General features: G+C 46.1%; 16 protein-coding genes and 1 pseudogene. 4 read left to right on the top strand and 13 right to left on the bottom strand.

The annotated features are described in order from the left end of the window. Window positions 1-4: 4 nt before the first annotated feature. The 12 genes and pseudogenes from AOC06_RS00550 to AOC06_RS00495 form a co-directional block, all read right to left on the bottom strand. Window positions 5-793: an ABC transporter permease gene (locus AOC06_RS00550; protein ID WP_215380373.1), complete on the bottom strand. Its 789-nt coding sequence runs from the start codon at window positions 791-793 to the stop codon at window positions 5-7. A gap of 65 nt (window positions 794-858) precedes the next feature. Continuing rightward, window positions 859-1,542 (bottom strand): annotated as a pseudogene (locus tag AOC06_RS00545) (ABC transporter ATP-binding protein); the annotation flags it as partial. Further along, entirely contained in the window at window positions 1,542-1,802 is a 261-nt protein-coding gene (locus AOC06_RS00540) for an STAS domain-containing protein (RefSeq protein WP_215380370.1), read from the bottom strand. The gene AOC06_RS00540 and the pseudogene AOC06_RS00545, both read right to left, overlap by 1 nt. Window positions 1,803-1,812: 10 nt before the next feature. Next, window positions 1,813-2,460 (bottom strand): MlaC/ttg2D family ABC transporter substrate-binding protein, encoded by a 648-nt coding sequence (locus AOC06_RS00535; RefSeq protein ID WP_112294178.1) that lies wholly within the window; start codon window positions 2,458-2,460, stop codon window positions 1,813-1,815. A 63-nt stretch (window positions 2,461-2,523) separates the two neighbouring features. Next, window positions 2,524-3,270, bottom strand: coding sequence for an MlaA family lipoprotein (locus tag AOC06_RS00530; RefSeq protein WP_215272834.1), 747 nt, complete (start codon window positions 3,268-3,270; stop codon window positions 2,524-2,526). Then, window positions 3,270-3,752: an outer membrane lipid asymmetry maintenance protein MlaD gene (gene mlaD, locus AOC06_RS00525; RefSeq protein ID WP_112202666.1), complete on the bottom strand. Its 483-nt coding sequence runs from the start codon at window positions 3,750-3,752 to the stop codon at window positions 3,270-3,272. Before mlaD ends, AOC06_RS00530 begins: the two co-directional genes overlap by 1 nt. Before the next feature lie 20 nt (window positions 3,753-3,772). Beyond that, window positions 3,773-4,570, bottom strand: coding sequence for a lipid asymmetry maintenance ABC transporter permease subunit MlaE (mlaE, locus tag AOC06_RS00520; RefSeq protein ID WP_215272833.1), 798 nt, complete (start codon window positions 4,568-4,570; stop codon window positions 3,773-3,775). Continuing rightward, a complete protein-coding gene (locus tag AOC06_RS00515) occupies window positions 4,567-5,433 on the bottom strand; it encodes an ABC transporter ATP-binding protein (RefSeq protein ID WP_215380368.1) in 867 nt (288 codons plus the stop codon). The genes mlaE and AOC06_RS00515 overlap by 4 nt, the downstream gene beginning before the upstream one ends. A gap of 8 nt (window positions 5,434-5,441) precedes the next feature. Further along, window positions 5,442-6,905 carry a glutamate synthase subunit beta gene (locus tag AOC06_RS00510; protein ID WP_215272831.1) on the bottom strand — a complete coding sequence of 488 codons (1,464 nt, stop codon included), beginning with the start codon at window positions 6,903-6,905 and terminating at the stop codon, window positions 5,442-5,444. Window positions 6,906-6,943: 38 nt separating this feature from the next. After that, window positions 6,944-11,689 carry a glutamate synthase-related protein gene (locus AOC06_RS00505; protein WP_215380366.1) on the bottom strand — a complete coding sequence of 1,582 codons (4,746 nt, stop codon included), beginning with the start codon at window positions 11,687-11,689 and terminating at the stop codon, window positions 6,944-6,946. A gap of 129 nt (window positions 11,690-11,818) precedes the next feature. Further along, entirely contained in the window at window positions 11,819-12,562 is a 744-nt protein-coding gene (locus AOC06_RS00500) for a transposase (RefSeq protein ID WP_255879971.1), read from the bottom strand. A gap of 11 nt (window positions 12,563-12,573) precedes the next feature. Further along, a complete protein-coding gene (locus AOC06_RS00495; RefSeq protein WP_215380364.1) occupies window positions 12,574-14,910 on the bottom strand; it encodes a penicillin-binding protein 1A in 2,337 nt (778 codons plus the stop codon). 103 nt (window positions 14,911-15,013) lie between these two features. On the opposite strand from AOC06_RS00495, the gene AOC06_RS00490 reads away from it, so the two are divergent. The 4 genes from AOC06_RS00490 to aroB are packed head-to-tail and all read left to right on the top strand — an operon-like array spanning window position 15,014 to window position 18,416. Beyond that, window positions 15,014-15,706 (top strand): hypothetical protein, encoded by a 693-nt coding sequence (locus tag AOC06_RS00490; RefSeq protein WP_215380362.1) that lies wholly within the window; start codon window positions 15,014-15,016, stop codon window positions 15,704-15,706. Next, window positions 15,703-16,800 carry a secretin GspD/PilQ domain-containing protein gene (locus tag AOC06_RS00485; RefSeq protein ID WP_255879969.1) on the top strand — a complete coding sequence of 366 codons (1,098 nt, stop codon included), beginning with the start codon at window positions 15,703-15,705 and terminating at the stop codon, window positions 16,798-16,800. The genes AOC06_RS00490 and AOC06_RS00485 overlap by 4 nt, the downstream gene beginning before the upstream one ends. A 12-nt stretch (window positions 16,801-16,812) precedes the next feature. Continuing rightward, complete coding sequence (locus AOC06_RS00480) at window positions 16,813-17,334, top strand: shikimate kinase (protein WP_215380360.1); 522 nt, start codon at window positions 16,813-16,815, stop codon at window positions 17,332-17,334. After that, window positions 17,334-18,416 carry a 3-dehydroquinate synthase gene (gene aroB, locus AOC06_RS00475; RefSeq protein ID WP_215380358.1) on the top strand — a complete coding sequence of 361 codons (1,083 nt, stop codon included), beginning with the start codon at window positions 17,334-17,336 and terminating at the stop codon, window positions 18,414-18,416. Before AOC06_RS00480 ends, aroB begins: the two co-directional genes overlap by 1 nt. Window position 18,417: 1 nt before the next feature. Here the strand turns inward: aroB and cyaY are convergent, their stop codons facing one another. Further along, window positions 18,418-18,828 carry an iron donor protein CyaY gene (cyaY, locus tag AOC06_RS00470; protein ID WP_255879967.1) on the bottom strand — a complete coding sequence of 137 codons (411 nt, stop codon included), beginning with the start codon at window positions 18,826-18,828 and terminating at the stop codon, window positions 18,418-18,420. Between the last annotated feature and the right edge of the window lies 1 nt (window position 18,829).

Here is an 18,829-nt window from a genome sequence, read left to right as displayed (position 1 = left end):
CTGATTAATGCTTTAACTTATAGCCTGTTTGCAGCATTCGCAATGCAATAGCAGATACGCAAATGAGGAAGCTGCCAATGATAGTCAAACTGGTCCAGGGAGACACATCTGATACCCCGAAGAATCCATAACGAAATCCATCAATCATGTAGAAGAATGGATTAAAGCGTGAGATAGCCTGCCAAATTGGGGGGAGCGAGTGAATTGAATAGAAGACTCCAGATAGCATCGTCGCAGGCATGATGAAGAAGTTCTGAAAAGCTGCAAGCTGGTCAAATTTATCAGCCCAAATTCCAGCAATGAGTCCAAGACTTCCCAGTACTGCAGCGCCCAGAAAGGCAAAAATCATAATCCAGAGGGGATATTCCAGCGCAGGTAAGCCATACCAGGCGGTAATCAAAAATACGCCAAAGCCTACTACGACTCCACGAAAAACCGCAGCCAATACATATGCTGAAAAGAACTCAAAATGACTCAGTGGGGTAAGCAGGATAAACACCAGATTGCCAGTAAGCTTAGATTGAATCAAAGAGGAGGAGGTATTTGCAAAGGCATTTTGCAAGAGGCTCATCATGACTAAGCCCGGGATTAAAAAAGCGGTGTAACTAATGTGGCCGTAGACCTCTTTCCCCTCCAAGACATGACCAAAAATCATCAAGTAGAGAATAGCGGTTAAAACGGGGGCGGCTACCGTCTGAAAGGCAACCTTATAAAAGCGTTTAATCTCTTTACGCAAGAGAGTTGGGAAGCCGCTCCCATACTTCAAAGTGTTTTTCTCCATCACGCTACTCATGAAGCATTTCCTGACATGATGTTCATAAACACTTCTTCTAAATCGGTTTTGCCTTCACCATCTTTTTTCACTGATCCATACCGACTCAATAAATTCGATGTCGTATCTAAGGCGACAATATTGCCTTGCTTGAGCATGGCGATGCGCTGGCAAAGTGCCTCTGCCTCTTCAAGATAGTGAGTGGTCAACACAATGGTATGTCCATCTTGATTTAAGCGACTAATAAATTGCCAAAGTGATTGACGCAATTCCACGTCAACACCTGCGGTTGGTTCATCCAAAATAATCACGGGAGGTCTGTGCACTAGAGCCTGTGCAACTAAGACGCGACGCTTCATACCGCCTGATAAAGACCGCATATTACTATCAGCTTTACCAGTGAGATCCAAATTGGCCATGATCTCATCTATCCATGCGCCATTATTACGAATCCCAAAATATCCAGACTGGAACTGCAAAGTTTCTCTAACGGTAAAGAAGGGATCAAAAACTAATTCTTGGGGAACGACTCCGAGCATACGGCGCGCTTGACGAAAATCTTTTTGCACATCGGCACCCATAATGGCTGCATGACCATGATCGGCTTTAACCAAGCCAGCCAAGATTGAAATCAGGGTTGTTTTACCCGCGCCGTTTGGGCCCAACAAACCAAAAAACTCGCCTTGTTCTATCTTGAGCGAAACCCGATCCAATGCCTGCAACGCACCATAGTTTTTTGAAATAGCCTGAATCGAAATTGCAGCGCTCATTAGTTCAGACCCAATAGTGCAGATACGCCATAGACATTAGCTAATACTTTTAATTTCTCAGGAGCTTGAAGAATGGCAATGGATTGATCTTTTTCCTGTAATTTTTTTTGCCATGCTAACAACACCGTTAAGACAGTGGAATCAAAATCGACTAATTGTGAACAGTCGATCGATTGAAGGCTTGCGATATTGAGTAAGCCTTCATTTTCAAGAGCAACTACGTTTGCTTGTGTAACTTTGCTAGGCAAGGAAAATGGCATCGAAATCGACTTATGAATTCGCAGGTTTAGCGGAAGCCAATTGCTTATTGCGGTCTTGTAAAAACTTCACCAAGCCATCAATACCATTTTGGCTAATTTGATTTGAGAACTGATTACGGTAAGCCTCAACCAACCATACACCCATGATGTTCATATCGTAGACTTTCCAGCCATTTGACGTTTTTTCTAAACGGTAATCTAATGGCACTGGATCGCCGTGACCCAATACGACGGTTTTCACAGTAACTTCTTGATCATCGGGTGCTGCTCTCAATTGCTTAAATTGCACAGTCTGATCTCTCAGCTGACTTAAAGCGCCAGAATAAGTACGAATCAGCAAATTCTTGAATTCAGCAATCAATTGAGCCTGTTGTTCAGGAGTCGCTTTTTTCCAGTTAGGGCCCATTGCCATTTCGGTAGTGCGGCGCATATCGGTATAAGGAACAATCTTTTTTTCTACCAGATCGACGATCTTAGGGATATTTCCTTTTTGAATTTCTGGATCAGACTTTACCGAGCTCATCACATCCGACACCACGCTTTTGATTAAGCCATCTGGAGTCGACTGATCAGGGGCTTGTGCATATGCATTCACGCTCAGCACGAGAGCACAAAACAGGAACGTAAACCACTGTCGAATTGTGAAAGGGTATTTCATAGATTCCTAGATTTGAATAAAGCAGAGTAAGCCCTTATTTTAGCTCTCGAATAGGGAATATCGTTATTCGTAGGGATTTTCGTAGACAGGCATCTGAGGTTCCTCATCGTCCCGACCTTCATTAATTTGATACTTGCGTCGCTGAATATAAGCATCACGTAAAAAGCTGTATTTATCAATTGCAGCGCCATCCAATAAATCACCTGCCTCATAGTAGGTATTACGGGCATTGACCACGCGCAAGCCCGTTAAGCTATTACGCAATCCCACATTGGGAATATATTTAAAGAGGTAGTCCGTTTCCAAATCAGCCACCGTACCGAAGGTATCGCGGACAGAACTGGGTCCAAAGAAGGGCAGAACTACGTAAGGGCCCGCAGGAACTCCCCAAACCCCGAAGGTTTGTCCAAAATCTTCTTTGTGTTTTTCTAAACCGCCAGGGGTAGCAAGGTCAATCAGGCCGCCAAGACCCATCGTCGTATTCACGACAACGCGCATCAAATCGTTAAATGCATCGTCGGGTTTGCCTTGCAATAAATTATTCAGTGCAGTGTAGATATCGTTGTAGTTGCTGAAGAAGTTATAAATACCTTCGCGAACAAATTCAGGCAAGACAAAACGATAGCCAGCTACGACGGGCTTCAAAACATATGCATCTAAGCCTTCGTTGAACTCAAAGACGGAACGATTAAATGGCTCCCATGGATCATCAGGAGAAGGCGGAACGCCAGCCGGAATTGATGCACAGCCCAACATCGAAGCCAATAGACTAAGCACAATCAGACGTTTAAAGCTTAGCCATACGCTCATTACTTAGCAGCACCTTTATCTTGACCGCTATCGGCAGCTTTGTTGTATAAGAATTGACTAATCAAGTTTTCTAAAACAATGGCTGATTGAGTCTGAGTAATTTTTCCATTATCTGCCAACATCTCGTCTGAGCCACCAGCCTCAAGGCCAATATATTGTTCGCCCAATAAGCCTGAAGTCAAAATCTTGGCTGATGAGTCTTTAGGAAATTGATAAGTCTGATCAATCGTCATCACGACTGTTGCTTGATAGGTTTTATCGTCAAAAGAAATATTGGCAATTCGGCCGACAACCACGCCGGCACTTTTGACTGGCGCACGCGGTTTCAAGCCACCAATATTGTCAAAACGTGCAGATACTTTATAAGTTGGCTGGAATGACACAGCATTCATATTGCCCACTTTCAAAGCAAGAAAGAGTGCCGCCAATAAACCCATGGCAACAAAAATTCCCACCCAAATATCAATTGCACTTTTTCTCATATGAGCCTTAGTTTATCTTTCTAATTTGAAAACATCATGGCGGTCAATAAAAAATCCAGCGCCAAGACTGACAAGGAAGAAACGACTACCGTTCGAGTGGTTGCTTGCGATACGCCCTCGGGGGTAGGCTTTGCCTCATAACCCTGATAAAGCGCTATAAAAGTCACTGCAACACCAAAAACAAGACTTTTGATCAAACCATTGCCAATATCCGAGAATAGGTCTACCCCGCCCTGCATTTGTGACCAGAAAGCGCCCGAGTCCACGCCAATGAGCGGGACGCCTACAAAATAACCGCCCATCACGCCAACCGCAGTGAAGATTGTTGCCAAAATTGGCATCGCAATAATGCCGGCCCAAAGACGAGGGGAAATGACTCGGGCTAATGGGTCTACAGCCATCATTTCCATAGCGCTTAATTGTTCTCCAGCTTTCATCAGCCCAATTTCAGCGGTAAGTGAGGTACCTGCGCGCCCCGCAAACAGTAAGGCGGTAATCACCGGCCCCAACTCTCTAGTTAATGAGAGTGCAACCAATAAACCCAAAGCCTGTTCTGAGCCGTAGCGGTTCAGTGTGTAGTAACCCTGCAATCCCAGAACAAATCCAACAAATAATCCTGAAACTGCAATGATCACAAACGAATGATTGCCTACAAATAAAATTTGATCAATCACTAAACGTGGCCTTTTTAGTAGGAAGGCAGAGCGAGAGATTGCAGCTGCAAACATTCTTGCTGCCAAACCTAAGCTCGTCAGATTCCGACGAACAAAAAAACCAAGACTCCCAAATAGATCGAGAACTTTATGCAAAATCATCATGTGTTTCTCAATCCAAAATCCTGGGCCAAACTTGGGCCAGGATAGTTAAAAGGTACTGGGCCATCTGGTGAGGCATCTAGAAATTGACGCACAAAAGGATCCGTTGAACGGCTTAGTTCTTCGGGCGTACCTTCTGCACCAATTCGACCATTGGCAATGAAGTAAACATAGTCTGCAATTGCAAAAGTTTCTTCAACGTCATGCGTTACTAGCAAACTAGTAGCACCAAGTGCATTATTTAAATCCCGGATCAATCGCGCTGTAATGCCCAAAGAAATCGGATCAAGGCCTGCAAAGGGCTCGTCGTACATGATCAGCGGTGGATCTAGAGCAATAGCACGGGCCAGTGCAACACGCCGAGCCATTCCGCCAGAAATTTGAGCGGGCATTAAATCATGCGCTCCACGCAAGCCGACTGCATTGAGCTTCATCAATACCAAGGAACGCAATAACTCTTCAGTTAAATCCGTATGCTCGCGCAATGGAAATGCAACGTTCTCATACACACTTAAATCTGTAAAGAGGGCACCGAACTGAAAAAGCATGCCCATACGACGGCGTGCATTCATCAACTGCGAAGAATTCATTCTGCCGATATCTTGGCCTTCAAATAAGACCTGACCTGATTGCGCAGCATATTGTCCGCCAATAAGTCTGAGAATAGTAGTCTTACCGCAACCAGACCCACCCATGACGGCGACTACTTGTCCTCGCTTAAACTCCATATTGAGCCCAGAGAGAATCTGCCGCTCTTCAGGCGCATAAGCAAAGTTCACATCCCGAACCGAGACAACAACATCACCCGAAAAGGATTCAGGTTTCCCTTGGCTACTTTGCAAAGTGGAGCAGTTGTCGTCAGTCATGCCGCATATTATCGCGGTAAGACTGATGACCCCATTAAATATTCATCAACCGCTTGCGCGCACTGGCGACCTTCACGAATTGCCCAAACTACTAAAGACTGACCACGACGCATATCACCCGCAGCAAATACCTTAGAAACATTCGTTTGATAAGCTTTTTGGCCGTCTACAGTTGCTTTCGCATTGCCACGCGCATCTTTTTCAACACCAAAAGCACTCAATACTTGTTGCGCTGGAGACACAAAGCCCATGGCTAACAGCACCAAATCGGCTTTAATCTCGAACTCTGAGTTTGGCATTTCTGACATTTTGCCGTCCTTCCACTCCAGACGAACACCAATCAGCTTCTCCACTTTGCCATTTTTACCTTCAAAGCGTTTTGTTGCTACAGACCAATCGCGCTCACAACCTTCTTCATGCGAGGAGGATGTGCGCAATTTCGTTGGCCAGTAGGGCCATACCAAAGACTTGTTTTCTTCCTCTGGAGGCTGAGGCAACAACTCAAACTGAGTCACCTTACTTGCACCATGGCGGTTTGAGGTACCCACACAATCAGAACCCGTATCGCCGCCACCAATCACGACAACATGCTTATCAGTAGCACGAATCTCGTTCTTTAAATCACCAGCATTTTCTTTGTTCTGAGGAATCAAAAACTCTAAGGCGTAATGCACACCAGCTAACTCACGACCAGGCACTGGCAAGTCACGGGGTTGTTCTGCACCACCGGTAATAACAACCGCATCAAAATCTTTCATCAGCTGATCTGGTGAGACGGTTTTGGTGGCGTAGTTTTTTACCTCAGCACCAATGGCCTCTTTTCCAATAAAGACGCTGGTTTCAAACTTCACGCCTTCAGCTTGCATTTGCTCAACACGACGATCAATCAGCCACTTTTCCATTTTGAAATCAGGAATGCCATAACGCAACAATCCGCCAACTCGATCATTTTTTTCAAACACGGTGACATCATGGCCAACACGCGCTAACTGTTGGGCTGCAGCCATACCAGCAGGTCCACCACCAACGATAGCTACTTTTTTACCAGTCTTGATTTTTGATGGCTGCGGTTTAACCCAACCGTTTTCCCAGCCTTTATCAATAATGGCGTGTTCAATCGATTTAATTCCAACTGGTGCCTTATTAATTCCCAAGGTACAAGCAGCTTCACATGGTGCTGGGCAAATCCGCCCTGTGAACTCTGGAAAATTATTAGTAGAGTGCAAAACCTCTAAGGCATTTTTCCAATCATTATGGAATACCAAATCATTGAAATCGGGAATGATATTGTTTACGGGGCAACCGCTGTTGCAAAATGGAATGCCGCAATCCATACAGCGCGCACCTTGCACCTTTGCCTGCTCATCAGTTAGCGTATGAACAAACTCTTTGTAATGATGCAGGCGCTTTACAGGAGCCTCGTAGGTTTCATCTACCCGCTCAAACTCCATAAATCCAGTGATCTTACCCATATCTAATCCTTAGTATTGATTCTTTGTATTCACATTCGTTAAGCAGCAACAGGAGCATTCTGGGATTTTTCCCACAGCTCGCCCAAGGCCCGCTTATATTCCGTTGGAAGCACCTTCACAAATCGAGTACGAGATTTATCCCAATCAGCCAATAGAGACTTAGCACGCTCTGATCCGGTGTGACGGAAATGACGCTCAATGAGCTCTTTCAGAATCTGCTCATCCGTTAAACGTTCGCCACCATCTTTTACATCGATTGGTGCGTGCCATTGAGACTTAGGCATTTTGGCAATCTGCTCAGCAGATGACAAAACCTTTTCAAGGCTCGCCATACTGGTGTTGCAGCGCTTTTCAAATAAACCATCCTCGTCATAGACATAAGCAATACCACCACTCATCCCTGCAGCAAAGTTACGGCCAGTATTACCCAAGACCACAACTGTTCCGCCTGTCATGTATTCACAGCCATGATCGCCAGTGCCCTCAACGACTGCAGTAGCACCAGAGTTACGGACTGCAAAACGCTCTCCAGCAACACCATTGAAGAAAGCTTCTCCGCCAATAGCGCCATACAGAACGGTGTTACCAACAATAATATTGCGAGCAGTATCACCACGGAACTCATGAGGAGCGCGCACGATGACACGACCGCCGGACAATCCTTTGCCCACATAGTCGTTACCATCGCCGACTAAATCGAGCGTAACCCCCTTTGCTAAGAATGCAGCAAAGCTTTGTCCAGCAGTTCCATTGAGTTGAATATGAATCGTGTCATCTGGTAAGCCAGCGTGACCATAGCGTTGAGCGACTTCACCCGATAACATCGCGCCCACTGTGCGATTAACGTTCTTCACAGGAACAATGAAAGAGACTTTCTCACCACGCTGCAAAGCAGGCTCGCTCTTCTCAATCAAAATATTGTCTAGCGCACTGCCAAGGCCATGCTCCTGTGTAAGCACTTGATAGCGTGGTACATCGGCAGCAACATCGATCTGAGCAAAAATCTTGCTGAAATCCAAGCCATGGACTTTCCAGTTCTCGATGCCCTTGCGGGTATCTAATAAATCTACTCGACCGATTAAATCATCAAACTTACGAATGCCTAATTGCGCCATGATCTCACGCGCCTCTTCAGCAATGAAGAAGAAGAAATTCACCACATGCTCTGGCTTGCCTGAAAACTTTTTACGCAATTCAGGATCTTGAGTAGCCACGCCAACTGGGCATGTATTCAAATGACACTTGCGCATCATGATGCAACCCTCAACAACTAATGGTGCAGTAGCGAAACCAAATTCATCCGCACCCAATAAAGCGCCAATGACCACATCACGCCCAGTCTTCATTTGACCATCAGCCTGAACACGGATACGACTCCGCAAACCATTCAATACTAAAGTTTGTTGAGTCTCAGCTAAACCAAGCTCCCATGGGGAACCAGCATGCTTAATAGAAGAAAGTGGTGAAGCGCCTGTGCCACCATCATGTCCGGCAATCACAACATGATCTGCTTTTGCTTTGGCAACTCCAGCAGCAATCGTACCAACGCCAACTTCAGAAACCAATTTCACAGAAATATCTGCAGCAGGATTCACATTTTTCAAATCATGAATCAGCTGTGCCAAATCCTCGATTGAATAAATGTCATGGTGTGGAGGAGGAGAAATCAAGCCAACGCCCGGTACCGAGAAACGCAACATACCAATATAGTCTGAGACTTTCCCGCCTGGAAGTTGGCCACCTTCACCTGGCTTTGCGCCTTGCGCCATCTTGATCTGGATTTGATCAGCAGAACGCAAATACTCTGTCGTTACCCCAAAGCGCCCGGAAGCTACTTGCTTAATTTTAGAACGCAATGAGTCACCATCTTGCAGGGGAATATTCACCTCAACAACATCGTCACCCAAGATGCTTGCTAAAGTCTCACCCTGCTTAATCGGAATACCTTTTAATTCTTTGACGTAACGATTCGGATCTTCACCGCCTTCGCCGGTATTCGACTTACCACCAATTCGGTTCATTGCAATTGCCAAAGTCGCATGCGCCTCAGTCGAGATGGAACCTAAAGACATTGCACCGGTAGCAAAGCGTTTCACAATTTCTTTAGCTGGCTCCACCTCATCCAGGGGGATTGCTTTAATGGGATCAATCTTGAACTCAAATAAACCACGCAAAGTCATTTGACGCTTGCTTTGGTCATTGATGATGTTGGCGTACTCTTTATAAGTCTGATAGCCCTTCTCAATACCAATGCGAGTGGAGTGCTGCAATTTCGCAATCGTGTCAGGTGTCCACATATGGTTTTCACCACGCACGCGGAAAGCATATTCACCACCGGCATCGAGCATATCTTCTAATACAGGGTCATCGCCAAAAGCGGCTTGATGCATTCTTAAAGCTTCTTCAGCAACATCAAATACTCCAATACCACCGACATTTGAAGGCGTGCCCTTGAAATATTGATTAATCACATCATGGTTGAGGCCAATAGCTTCAAAAATCTGTGAGCCGGTATACGACATGTAAGTTGAAATGCCCATCTTGGACATCACTTTTTGCAAGCCCTTACCGACAGCCTTGACAAAGTTCTTGATGGCCTTCTCAGGCGATAAATCGCCTGTCAGACCTTTGGCCATTTCAGCAAGCGTTTCCATCGCAAGGTAGGGATGAATGGCTTCTGCGCCATAACCAGCTAGAAGCGCAAAATGATGCGTCTCGCGAGCACTGCCGGTTTCAACCACCAAACCGACGCTGGTGCGCAATCCTTTTTCTACTAGATGCTGATGAATTGCTGAGGTAGCCAATAGCGCAGGAATAGCAACGTGTTGCTCATCCACTTGACGATCGCTCACAATCAAAATGTTATAGCCCGAACGGACCGCATCTGCAGCTTCCGCACAAAGCGAAGCTAGTCGCGCCTCGATACCGGCCTTACCCCAAGCTGCTGGATAACAGATATCCAACTCATATGAGCGGAACTTACCATTGGTGTAATGGCCAATATGACGAATCTTGGTGATGTCATCAAAATCCAAAATGGGCTGACTGACTTCTAAACGCATTGGAGGATTGATGTTGTTGGTATCCAATAAGTTGGGCTTAGGGCCAATAAAGGAAACCAAAGACATCACCATGTTTTCACGAATCGGATCAATCGGAGGATTGGTCACCTGTGCAAACAATTGTTTAAAGTAGTTATAGAGGGGTTTGTTCTTGTTAGAGAGCACAGCCAATGGGCTGTCGTTACCCATGGATCCAATTGCCTCTTCTCCGTTTTGCGCCATTGGTGCCATCAGATATTTAATATCTTCTTGGGTGTATCCAAATGCTTGCTGACGGTCTAACAGTTTTGCTGCGGGACGAATCGTCATTTTTTCGTCGATCAAGTCTGCCTGACTTGCATCTACTTCATCAAGCTTAATACGCACTGCATCGATCCAGCTCTTATAGGGCTTAGCTTTCGAGACGGCATTTTTGAGTTCAACGTCATCAATGATGCGTCCTTGCTCCATATCGATGAGGAACATTTTGCCCGGTTGTAAGCGCCACTTTTGGACGATCTTGCTATCGGGAATCGGCAGTACGCCCGCCTCTGATCCCATGACGACTAAATCATCATCGGTGACGTAGTAACGCGCTGGACGCAATCCATTTCTGTCGAGTGTGGCACCAATTTGGCGGCCATCAGTAAAAGCCATCGCTGCAGGACCATCCCATGGCTCCATCATTGACGCGTGATATTCATAGAATGCACGACGGTTATCGTCCATCAAAGTATGTTGTTCCCATGCCTCTGGAATCATCATCATCATGGCCTGCGCCAGTGGATAGCCAGCCATGACCAACAACTCTAAGCAGTTATCAAAGCAAGCGGTATCTGATTGACCTGGATAAATGAGTGGCCATAGTTTTTTCAGGTCGTCGCCCAAGACAGGCGAGCTAATAGCACCTTCACGAGCATTAACCCAATTGACGTTACCCTTAACGGTATTAATTTCTCCGTTGTGGGCAATCATGCGGTAAGGGTGAGCCAATTCCCATGCAGGGAATGTATTGGTTGAGAAACGTTGGTGCACTAAGGCTAGGGCCGAGATAGTGCGCGCATCCTTTAAATCTTCGTAATACGCTCCCACTTGGTTTGCCAGGAGCAAGCCTTTATAAACAATAGTACGAGCCGACATTGAAGCAACAAAATATTCTTTGCCATGCTTCAAATGCAAATCCTGAATGGCGTGACTTGCCGTTTTTCGAATGACGTATAACTTTCGTTCTAATGCGTCAGTTGTCATGATGTCGCGACCACGTCCAATAAATATTTGACGGATAAAAGGCTCAGTCATTCGAACCGTAGGCGACATGGGCAATTGCACATCAATTGGTACATCTCTCCAGCCCAGTACTACCTGACCCTCTAATCGAACAGTACGCTCTAATTCTTGTTCGCATGCGAGACGTGATGCATTTTCTTTTGGCAGAAAAATCATGCCAACACCGTACTCACCTAAGGGCGGCAAAGTGATGCCCTGCTTTGCCATCTCTTCTCGATATAAGGCATCAGGAATCTGGATCAGGATTCCAGCACCGTCACCCATCAACGGATCAGCGCCAACTGCGCCCCGATGATCTAAGTTCTCAAGAATCTTTAATCCTTGAGCAACGATCTCGTGCGATTTCTTGCCCTTAATGTGAGCTACAAATCCTACGCCGCAGGCGTCGTGTTCATTTTGAGGATCGTACAAACCTTGTGCGATTGGACGAATTGGGGTACTGAATGATGTTTTCATGATTCTTCCGTGAGCCTTAATGGCTTTATTACTTTTGGAGGATCAAATATAGGGGAATACCCCTCTCGATGCAATAGAAATTAAATGACTCTGTCCCATTTAAATAAGAGGGCAGCTGTTAATGCTAATTTAATCAGGGACAGAGTCGATAATGTACCAGGAAGCCCTTTTAGTAGCTTCAACCACCGTTTTGTCTTTTTTAGGGCGCCCCCGATGCCGAATTGCCATCTGATCTGGACGGTCCTTAAGTAACTTTAGAGCCAAGGTGTCGCTCAACCAGGGCTTGGAGCGCAATAGGGTCTCGGTAATTTGTCGATCCTCCCAATGTGGCGCGCCCTCCTTAATAAACCCGGCCCAAGTCATTTGACGCTCAAAAGGGGTATTGCCTAGCTTCCAAAAAGATTCATGGTCAACTAGCCAAGGCTCTACTTTTTGACCGACATGCGATCCGTAACTACTCCAAGTCGACTCTTGGGGGCTAGATTCAAAGCCCACGCGCACTGGATTCAATTCGATATAGCGCTGACAACGTAAGAAATAGCTCGGATCAATCAGTGACGAACGAAAACGTCCTTCCCAAATCGTGCCCGAGCGATGATGCTGTTGGTTGAAATACTGCGCATAGCGCCGACCTAGCGACTGCATGGTCTTGGCTAATGAATCTGCTTTCATAGGAGTCAGTAATAGATGCACATGATTAGGCATCAAGACAAAAGCATGCACTAAACAAGAAAATTGTTTTGCGGCTTCTTTTAACCAGTCTAAATAGATTCGCCGATCTTCCGCCGTAAAGAAAAGTGTTTCGCGATTATTGCCCCTGACCATGACATGCATCGCCTGTCCAGGAATCACCATGCGTGCTTGTCGCGCCATCTGCTCAAATATTATTGAAGTTCGCGCACACCGCCATTAGGCGAAAACTCAGGGATAAACCAATCTCCATCGAACTGAGTAACGCCATCAGGCGCCTCGCGAGATTCTTGCGGAACTCCTTTTAAGGCAACCCCCATATAGGAGATCCACATTGGCAATGCAAGTCCGCCGCCTGTTTCTTTATCGCCCAAACTTTCTGGCTTATCAAAACCAATCCAAGCAATCGCAACAATCTTTGGGTTGTACCCTGCAAACCAAGCATCATGAGATTCATTGGTAGTACCCGTTTTTCCTGCAATATCGTTACGGCCAAGCTTAGCGCGTGCGCTAGCAGCTGTTCCGGTTTTGGTGACTTCTTGCAACATACTGTCCATCACAAAAGCTGTGCGCTTATCGAGCACTCGGGTTGCATCTTCACCGGCACGTGTTGGCTTTGCTTCGAATAACACATTACCTTTTGTATCAATCATCCTATCAATCAAGTAGGGCTCTACTTGATAGCCGCCATTTGCAAATACGCTGTAAGCAGACGCCAATTGCAATGGCGTTACTGAGCCCGCGCCTAATGCCATCGTGAGATACGGTGGGTGCTTCTCGGGATCAAAGCCAAAGCGCTTTATATATTCTTGTGCATACGAAGGTCCAATAGCACGTACGATTCTGACCGATACTAAATTCTTTGACTTTGCTAAAGCATTGCGTAAGCGCATCATACCGTCATATTTACCATCATAGTTTTTAGGCTCCCAAGATTGACTGCCGGTCTCTAGGCTACCAATCGACAAAGGTGCATCGTTCACCATGGTGCTAGGTGAGAAGCCTTTTTCCAGAGCAGCGGCATAAATGAATGGTTTAAATGATGAGCCTGGTTGGCGCCATGCTTGTGTCACGTGATTAAACTGGTTGCGCCTAAAATCAAAGCCGCCAACCAAAGATAAAATTGCGCCAGTCTGAGCATTCATAGAAACAAATGCTGCCTCTACTTGAGGTAGCTGCGCCAGTTTCCATACACCATCATCTGCTTGTAATAAGCGCACTACAGATCCAGGACGAAGCTTCTTCTTAGGCTGCGCATTGTCAGTCAAGGAGGCGCTTGCCAATCTCAATGCGTCGCCCTTCAAAGTAATGACATCACCCGTTGAGATGATGACTTGCATCTCCTTGGGTTTTGCATCTAAGACTATCCCGGATTGCAAATCATCTAACTGTGGATAAGCTAATAGAGCATCATCAATTGTGCGCTGGCGTTTTGCAGGATCATCTGGCAAGTCAACAAATCCCTCTGGCCCGCGATATGCATGACGCAAATCGTATTCAAAGATTCCACGGCGCACTGCTTTATATGCAGCATCCTGATCTGCCTTAATTAAGGTGGTGTAGACATCGATACCCTGCGAATAAATGGCCTCGCCATATTGGGCATACAGTAATTGACGGACCATCTCTGCTGGAAAATCTGCCCGCGTACTAAATTCATTACCCAGTCCACGAATATGCAGCTCTTCACCAATTGCCTTTTGATACTCCTCGGGAGTGATGTAACCCAAATCTCGCATACGTCCCAAAATATAGGTCTGACGCATTTTGGCTCGACGGAAATTGGTCACCGGATTGTATGCTGACGGAGCCTTAGGTAGACCTGCCAACATTGCTGCCTCTGCAGTGCTGATGTCCTTCAAGTCTTTTCCAAAATAGATTTGCGCAGCACTGGAAAAACCAAATGCGCGTTGGCCCAAAAAGATCTGGTTCATATAAATCTCCAGAATCTTGTCTTTGCTTAGCTGTGACTCAATTTCCCATGCGAGCAAAATTTCATAAATTTTTCTACTAAAGGTTTTTTCATTACTCAGAAAGAAGTTTCGAGCTACTTGCATCGTAATCGTGGAGGCGCCCTGCGCAAGATGGCCGCGCATATTTGCCACCCCTGCCCGCAAAACGCCGATATAGTCCACGCCGCCATGTGAGTAGAAGCGGTCGTCTTCGGTGGCGATGACAGCATTCCGCATCACCATAGGCATATCAGCCAAGGGGATCACCTTACGACGCTCCTCTCCAAACTCACCAATGAGAACCTTGTCAGCGGTATATACCCGCAGTGGGGTTTTGGGGTTGTAATCTACTAGGGCAGAAATCTTGGGCAAATTTGGCTTGGCAATCAAAAAAGCATACCCCAGTAACAGCACGAACATCAGCCCGACTGCCATCCCCATCACGAATAAAGCCTTAATTAAGGGGCTGCCTGATTTAGCAAATGCAGGGGGATTTGCTCGAAAATCACGTGGACGCCGATTGGGCTGAGGATTGGACCGCTGATTCTGCGGTGGCCGGTCTTTTGGGGGGGGAGCCATAAGAACAAATTATAGGCGCGGCCATCTAAGCTAACCATGTTTTCTGACGTCTATCTCAGCTTAGGCTGATGGTTTTTTCTGGCTACCCGCCCAAGAATATGGCATGCCTACCCGCCATATTTCTTCTCAGTCCTTTGATGACATTTTGAGCGAGCTTGGAGATGATCCAGCCATCCCAGATCCTCAAGCCATTCGCAAACCCCATGCCCCTCACATTGACCCTCAGGTTAGCCGCCCCTCAGCATTTCCGCACCCCAAAAAACCATTTTTTCAAGATAGGCTCCCACCCCATTTAGGCGTCGTTCTGCTTTTATTAGGAGGTCTTTTGCTTTGCGTTTCAGGCGCATTTCTGACCTATTGGTGGCTGAGCCCAATATCAAGCCCAGAAGAAAATCCAGTCCTTTTAAAGCTTGAGAAGGACTTGAAAAACTTGGCTGTAGAGATTGAAGGCATCCGGAAGGATCAGGAAAATGAAATTGATGATCTCTATTTAGCAATAGATGAAATAGAAGTGAGTGTTCACTCATTAAATAAATCAAAGGGCTCAGCCTCAGCTCTACCTAAGGCAAAAATCGCCTCAGATGAACTGCTGCTTCAATCCTGGCGCTTTCTGGGCAGCGCTGAAATCGGCGGCACTCACCAAGCCCTTTTCAATAATGGCAAAACCAATCTTTTCATCAACAAGGGTGATTTCATTTTGGGATCTTGGCGCCTCCAGGATATTAAAAAAGATGAGGCCTTGCTAATGAGCTCTGAAGGCAAAGTAATCACCCTGAAAGCTAAAACCAGTCGATGAAAAAGGTGCTTATGAAGGGGCTGATTTGCCTTAGTTTTCTATGGCTTTGGAATAAGCCCATCTGGGGGAATACCTATCAAGAGAGTTTTTCTCAAACCTTGATTAGTTTGGATTTTCCTCAGATCGAGCTGCGGGATTTATTACAGACCTTGGCGCGCATCGGGAACACCAACTTTTTACTGAGTGAATCGATTCAGGGGGATATTTCGATTGACCTGAAAAATACCCCTTGGCACACTGCCCTGCATTCAATACTCGCTAGCAGGGGTCTACGGCTTTTGCGGCATGGCGATATTTACTGGATTGGGCCTCATTCTGAAATTCAGGCATTTCAGAAATATCGCCGAGAAGATGCTGCCCTTCCTTTTGGAGGTGATCATGTGAATAGTCCAAGACAAATATTGATAGAGGCTCGTATCGTAGAGGCAGACCAGCGATTTGCCAGAGAACTGGGCATGAAGCTAGCCTACCAGGCGAAAAATACCTCACCTCAGGATACAAAAACCTTTTCGGGAAATATCGATTTATCTGGTGCAGGTTTGAATGGCTTTCACCCGGCCTCGCTTGCTGCAACCCTAATTTCTCCTGATGCTAGCCGGCTATTGCAGCTGGAACTCTCCGCATTAGAGTCAGATGGGCAGGGGAAAATTCTCTCCAATCCGCGAATCATGACTGGCGATCAGGTGAAAGCAACCATTGAGCAGGGTACTGAATTACCCTATCAAGTGAGCAGTCAAAGTGGGAGCAAGTTGCAATTTAGAAAGGCGAATCTCCGTTTGGAGGTGATGCCTAAGATTCATCCCGACGGAAAGATTTCTATGCTCGTAGGAATCAATAAAGACACCTTAGGCATGAAAACCGAGCAGGGTTACGCGATCGACACCAAAAACCTCAGTTCTGAGGTTACGGTTGAAAATGGCGGTACAGCCATTATTGGTGGCATCTTTCAAACTACTGAGCGTGAGGATGAGGTCAAAATTCCTGTATTGGGGGATATCCCCTTACTTGGTCATTTATTTCGCCATAAGTCGAAACTGCAAGACAAAACTGAGCTCTTGGTCTTTCTAACTCCTACCGTCCTAGATAAACCCTAATAAAATCAGAGGGTGAACTCTTCAAGCAATAACATCTTTCTGATTGGTCTTATGGGTGCCGGTAAGTCAACCGTCGGAAAACTGTTAGCTAAAAAATTAGGTCGGCAATTTATCGACGTCGACCATGTTATTGAAGAACGTTGTGGCGTCAAGATTCCCCTCATTTTTGAAATGGAAGGTGAAGCTGGATTTCGCAAACGTGAAGCACAAGCACTGGATCATGCAAGCTTGGGCACCGGGATTGTTTTGGCGACTGGTGGTGGCGCAGTTCTGCTCCCTGAGAATCGTCAACTTTTACGCGAACGGGGTACGGTGGTCTACTTACATGCAAACCCCGTTGAACTCTGGCATCGCACCAAAGGGAGTGATGCCCGCCCTTTGTTGAAAAATGGTGACCCTCGAAAGATTCTGGAAGAGCTCTACACCTTTCGGGATCCGCTCTATCGCGAAATCGCCAACCATATTATTGAAACTGGCAAACCTAGCGTGAATCAATTGGTTCATACTTTAATGATGCAACTTGAACTCTCCTAATGAAAACACTAAAAGTTGATCTCGGTCAAAGAACCTATCCGATTTATATTGGCTCTGATTTAATTGATCGCCCAGAATTATTTGAAGCTTGCTCAAAAGCCAGCTCTATTTATATTGTTACCAATACCACTGTGGCGCCGCTCTATGCAGAGCGCCTTAGCAAAACACTAGCCACTTTTGGAAAGTCAGTCAGAACGATTGCGCTCCCTGATGGAGAGTCTTTTAAGGACTGGAAAAATCTTCAAACCATCTTTGATGAACTTCTCAAGCATGGCGCAGATCGACAGACTGTTCTTGTTGCACTGGGTGGCGGAGTCATTGGCGATATGACTGGATTTGCTGCAGCGAGTTTTATGCGAGGCATCCGCTTTATTCAAGTACCGACTACGCTGCTGTCTCAAGTAGATTCTTCGGTTGGCGGAAAAACTGGTATTAATCATCCGCTGGGTAAAAATATGATTGGCGCCTTTCATCAGCCTGTGGCGGTAGTCGCTGATCTAAATACTTTAAAAACTTTACCCCCTCGTGAACTCTCAGCAGGCCTCGCTGAAGTGATCAAGCATGGGGCTATTGCCGATGCTAGCTTCTTAGACTGGATTGAAGCCAATACAAACGCGCTACTAGCCTGTGATATCGAAGCAATGTCGCATGCCGTCTTGCGCTCCTGTGAAATTAAATCAGCCGTCGTGTCTGCGGATGAGAGAGAAGGTGGGGTTCGCGCTACGCTCAATTTTGGCCACACCTTTGGTCATGCAATTGAAGCCGGCATGGGCTATGGAGAATGGCTACATGGTGAAGCCGTTGCCTGTGGCATGGTGATGGGCGCCAAACTTTCCTGCCTTCTACAAAAAATTACCCAAGCTGATGTCGATCGCTTGACCCGCATTATTCATGCAATGCATCTTCCAATCGCAGCTCCAAAGTTTGGCGCTGAGCGCTATATCGAGTTAATGCAGGTAGATAAAAAAGCAGAAGGTGGACAAATTCGTTACGTACTGCTAGAGCAAATTGGTAAAGCATATATCTCGACTGCCCCTCATGAGGCAGTCCTTGAAACTTTGCTTGCGACTGGTGCTGCCTAATCTAGGCTTGTAAAGTAATCTTCACCGGAATGCCAGCCTGAGTACTAGCAAATTCAGATAAATCACCCATCAGCTCTCGACCTGTTTTAGTGTCAAGCCATAAGGGCTTACTAAGTGTTCCTGACCAGCGATAGTGATAACCACCCGACTTTGCAGCAACCCAAATTTCATGCAACGGGGGTTGAGTATTAACAACAATGACGCTGCGATCCCGAAAGCGGATATTGATGACATTGCCACCTTGGCGCTCAATATCTAAATCTAGATCGAGTTCTTCATCGGCAGCTTCCAAAGCAAGTTCGATCGATTGCAAAACTTGTCCTCCGAGCAGGTGAAACTGTTTGTCATCAATCTTTTCTACATTAGGCTGATTTGGCGTCATCGTGGAGTCCTGCATGCTATATTCAATCATT

The organism is Polynucleobacter paludilacus, assembly GCF_018687595.1.
In the GTDB taxonomy this organism is placed as follows: domain Bacteria; phylum Pseudomonadota; class Gammaproteobacteria; order Burkholderiales; family Burkholderiaceae; genus Polynucleobacter; species Polynucleobacter paludilacus.
This window is presented reverse-complemented; position numbering and strand designations above follow the sequence as displayed.

What these genes read in the sequence shown, in the direction of transcription:
- AOC06_RS00550 (WP_215380373.1), bottom strand. Translation starts at nt 793, where the DNA reads ATGAGTAGCGTGATGGAGAAAAACACTTTGAAGTATGGGAGCGGCTTC.
- AOC06_RS00540 (WP_215380370.1), bottom strand. Translation starts at nt 1,802, where the DNA reads ATGCCATTTTCCTTGCCTAGCAAAGTTACACAAGCAAACGTAGTTGCT.
- AOC06_RS00535 (WP_112294178.1), bottom strand. Translation starts at nt 2,460, where the DNA reads ATGAAATACCCTTTCACAATTCGACAGTGGTTTACGTTCCTGTTTTGT.
- AOC06_RS00530 (WP_215272834.1), bottom strand. Translation starts at nt 3,270, where the DNA reads ATGAGCGTATGGCTAAGCTTTAAACGTCTGATTGTGCTTAGTCTATTG.
- mlaD (WP_112202666.1), bottom strand. Translation starts at nt 3,752, where the DNA reads ATGAGAAAAAGTGCAATTGATATTTGGGTGGGAATTTTTGTTGCCATG.
- mlaE (WP_215272833.1), bottom strand. Translation starts at nt 4,570, where the DNA reads ATGATGATTTTGCATAAAGTTCTCGATCTATTTGGGAGTCTTGGTTTT.
- AOC06_RS00515 (WP_215380368.1), bottom strand. Translation starts at nt 5,433, where the DNA reads ATGACTGACGACAACTGCTCCACTTTGCAAAGTAGCCAAGGGAAACCT.
- AOC06_RS00510 (WP_215272831.1), bottom strand. Translation starts at nt 6,905, where the DNA reads ATGGGTAAGATCACTGGATTTATGGAGTTTGAGCGGGTAGATGAAACC.
- AOC06_RS00505 (WP_215380366.1), bottom strand. Translation starts at nt 11,689, where the DNA reads ATGAAAACATCATTCAGTACCCCAATTCGTCCAATCGCACAAGGTTTG.
- AOC06_RS00500 (WP_255879971.1), bottom strand. Translation starts at nt 12,562, where the DNA reads ATGGCGCGACAAGCACGCATGGTGATTCCTGGACAGGCGATGCATGTC.
- AOC06_RS00495 (WP_215380364.1), bottom strand. Translation starts at nt 14,910, where the DNA reads ATGGCTCCCCCCCCAAAAGACCGGCCACCGCAGAATCAGCGGTCCAAT.
- AOC06_RS00490 (WP_215380362.1), top strand. Translation starts at nt 15,014, where the DNA reads ATGCCTACCCGCCATATTTCTTCTCAGTCCTTTGATGACATTTTGAGC.
- AOC06_RS00485 (WP_255879969.1), top strand. Translation starts at nt 15,703, where the DNA reads ATGAAAAAGGTGCTTATGAAGGGGCTGATTTGCCTTAGTTTTCTATGG.
- aroB (WP_215380358.1), top strand. Translation starts at nt 17,334, where the DNA reads ATGAAAACACTAAAAGTTGATCTCGGTCAAAGAACCTATCCGATTTAT.
- cyaY (WP_255879967.1), bottom strand. Translation starts at nt 18,828, where the DNA reads ATGATTGAATATAGCATGCAGGACTCCACGATGACGCCAAATCAGCCT.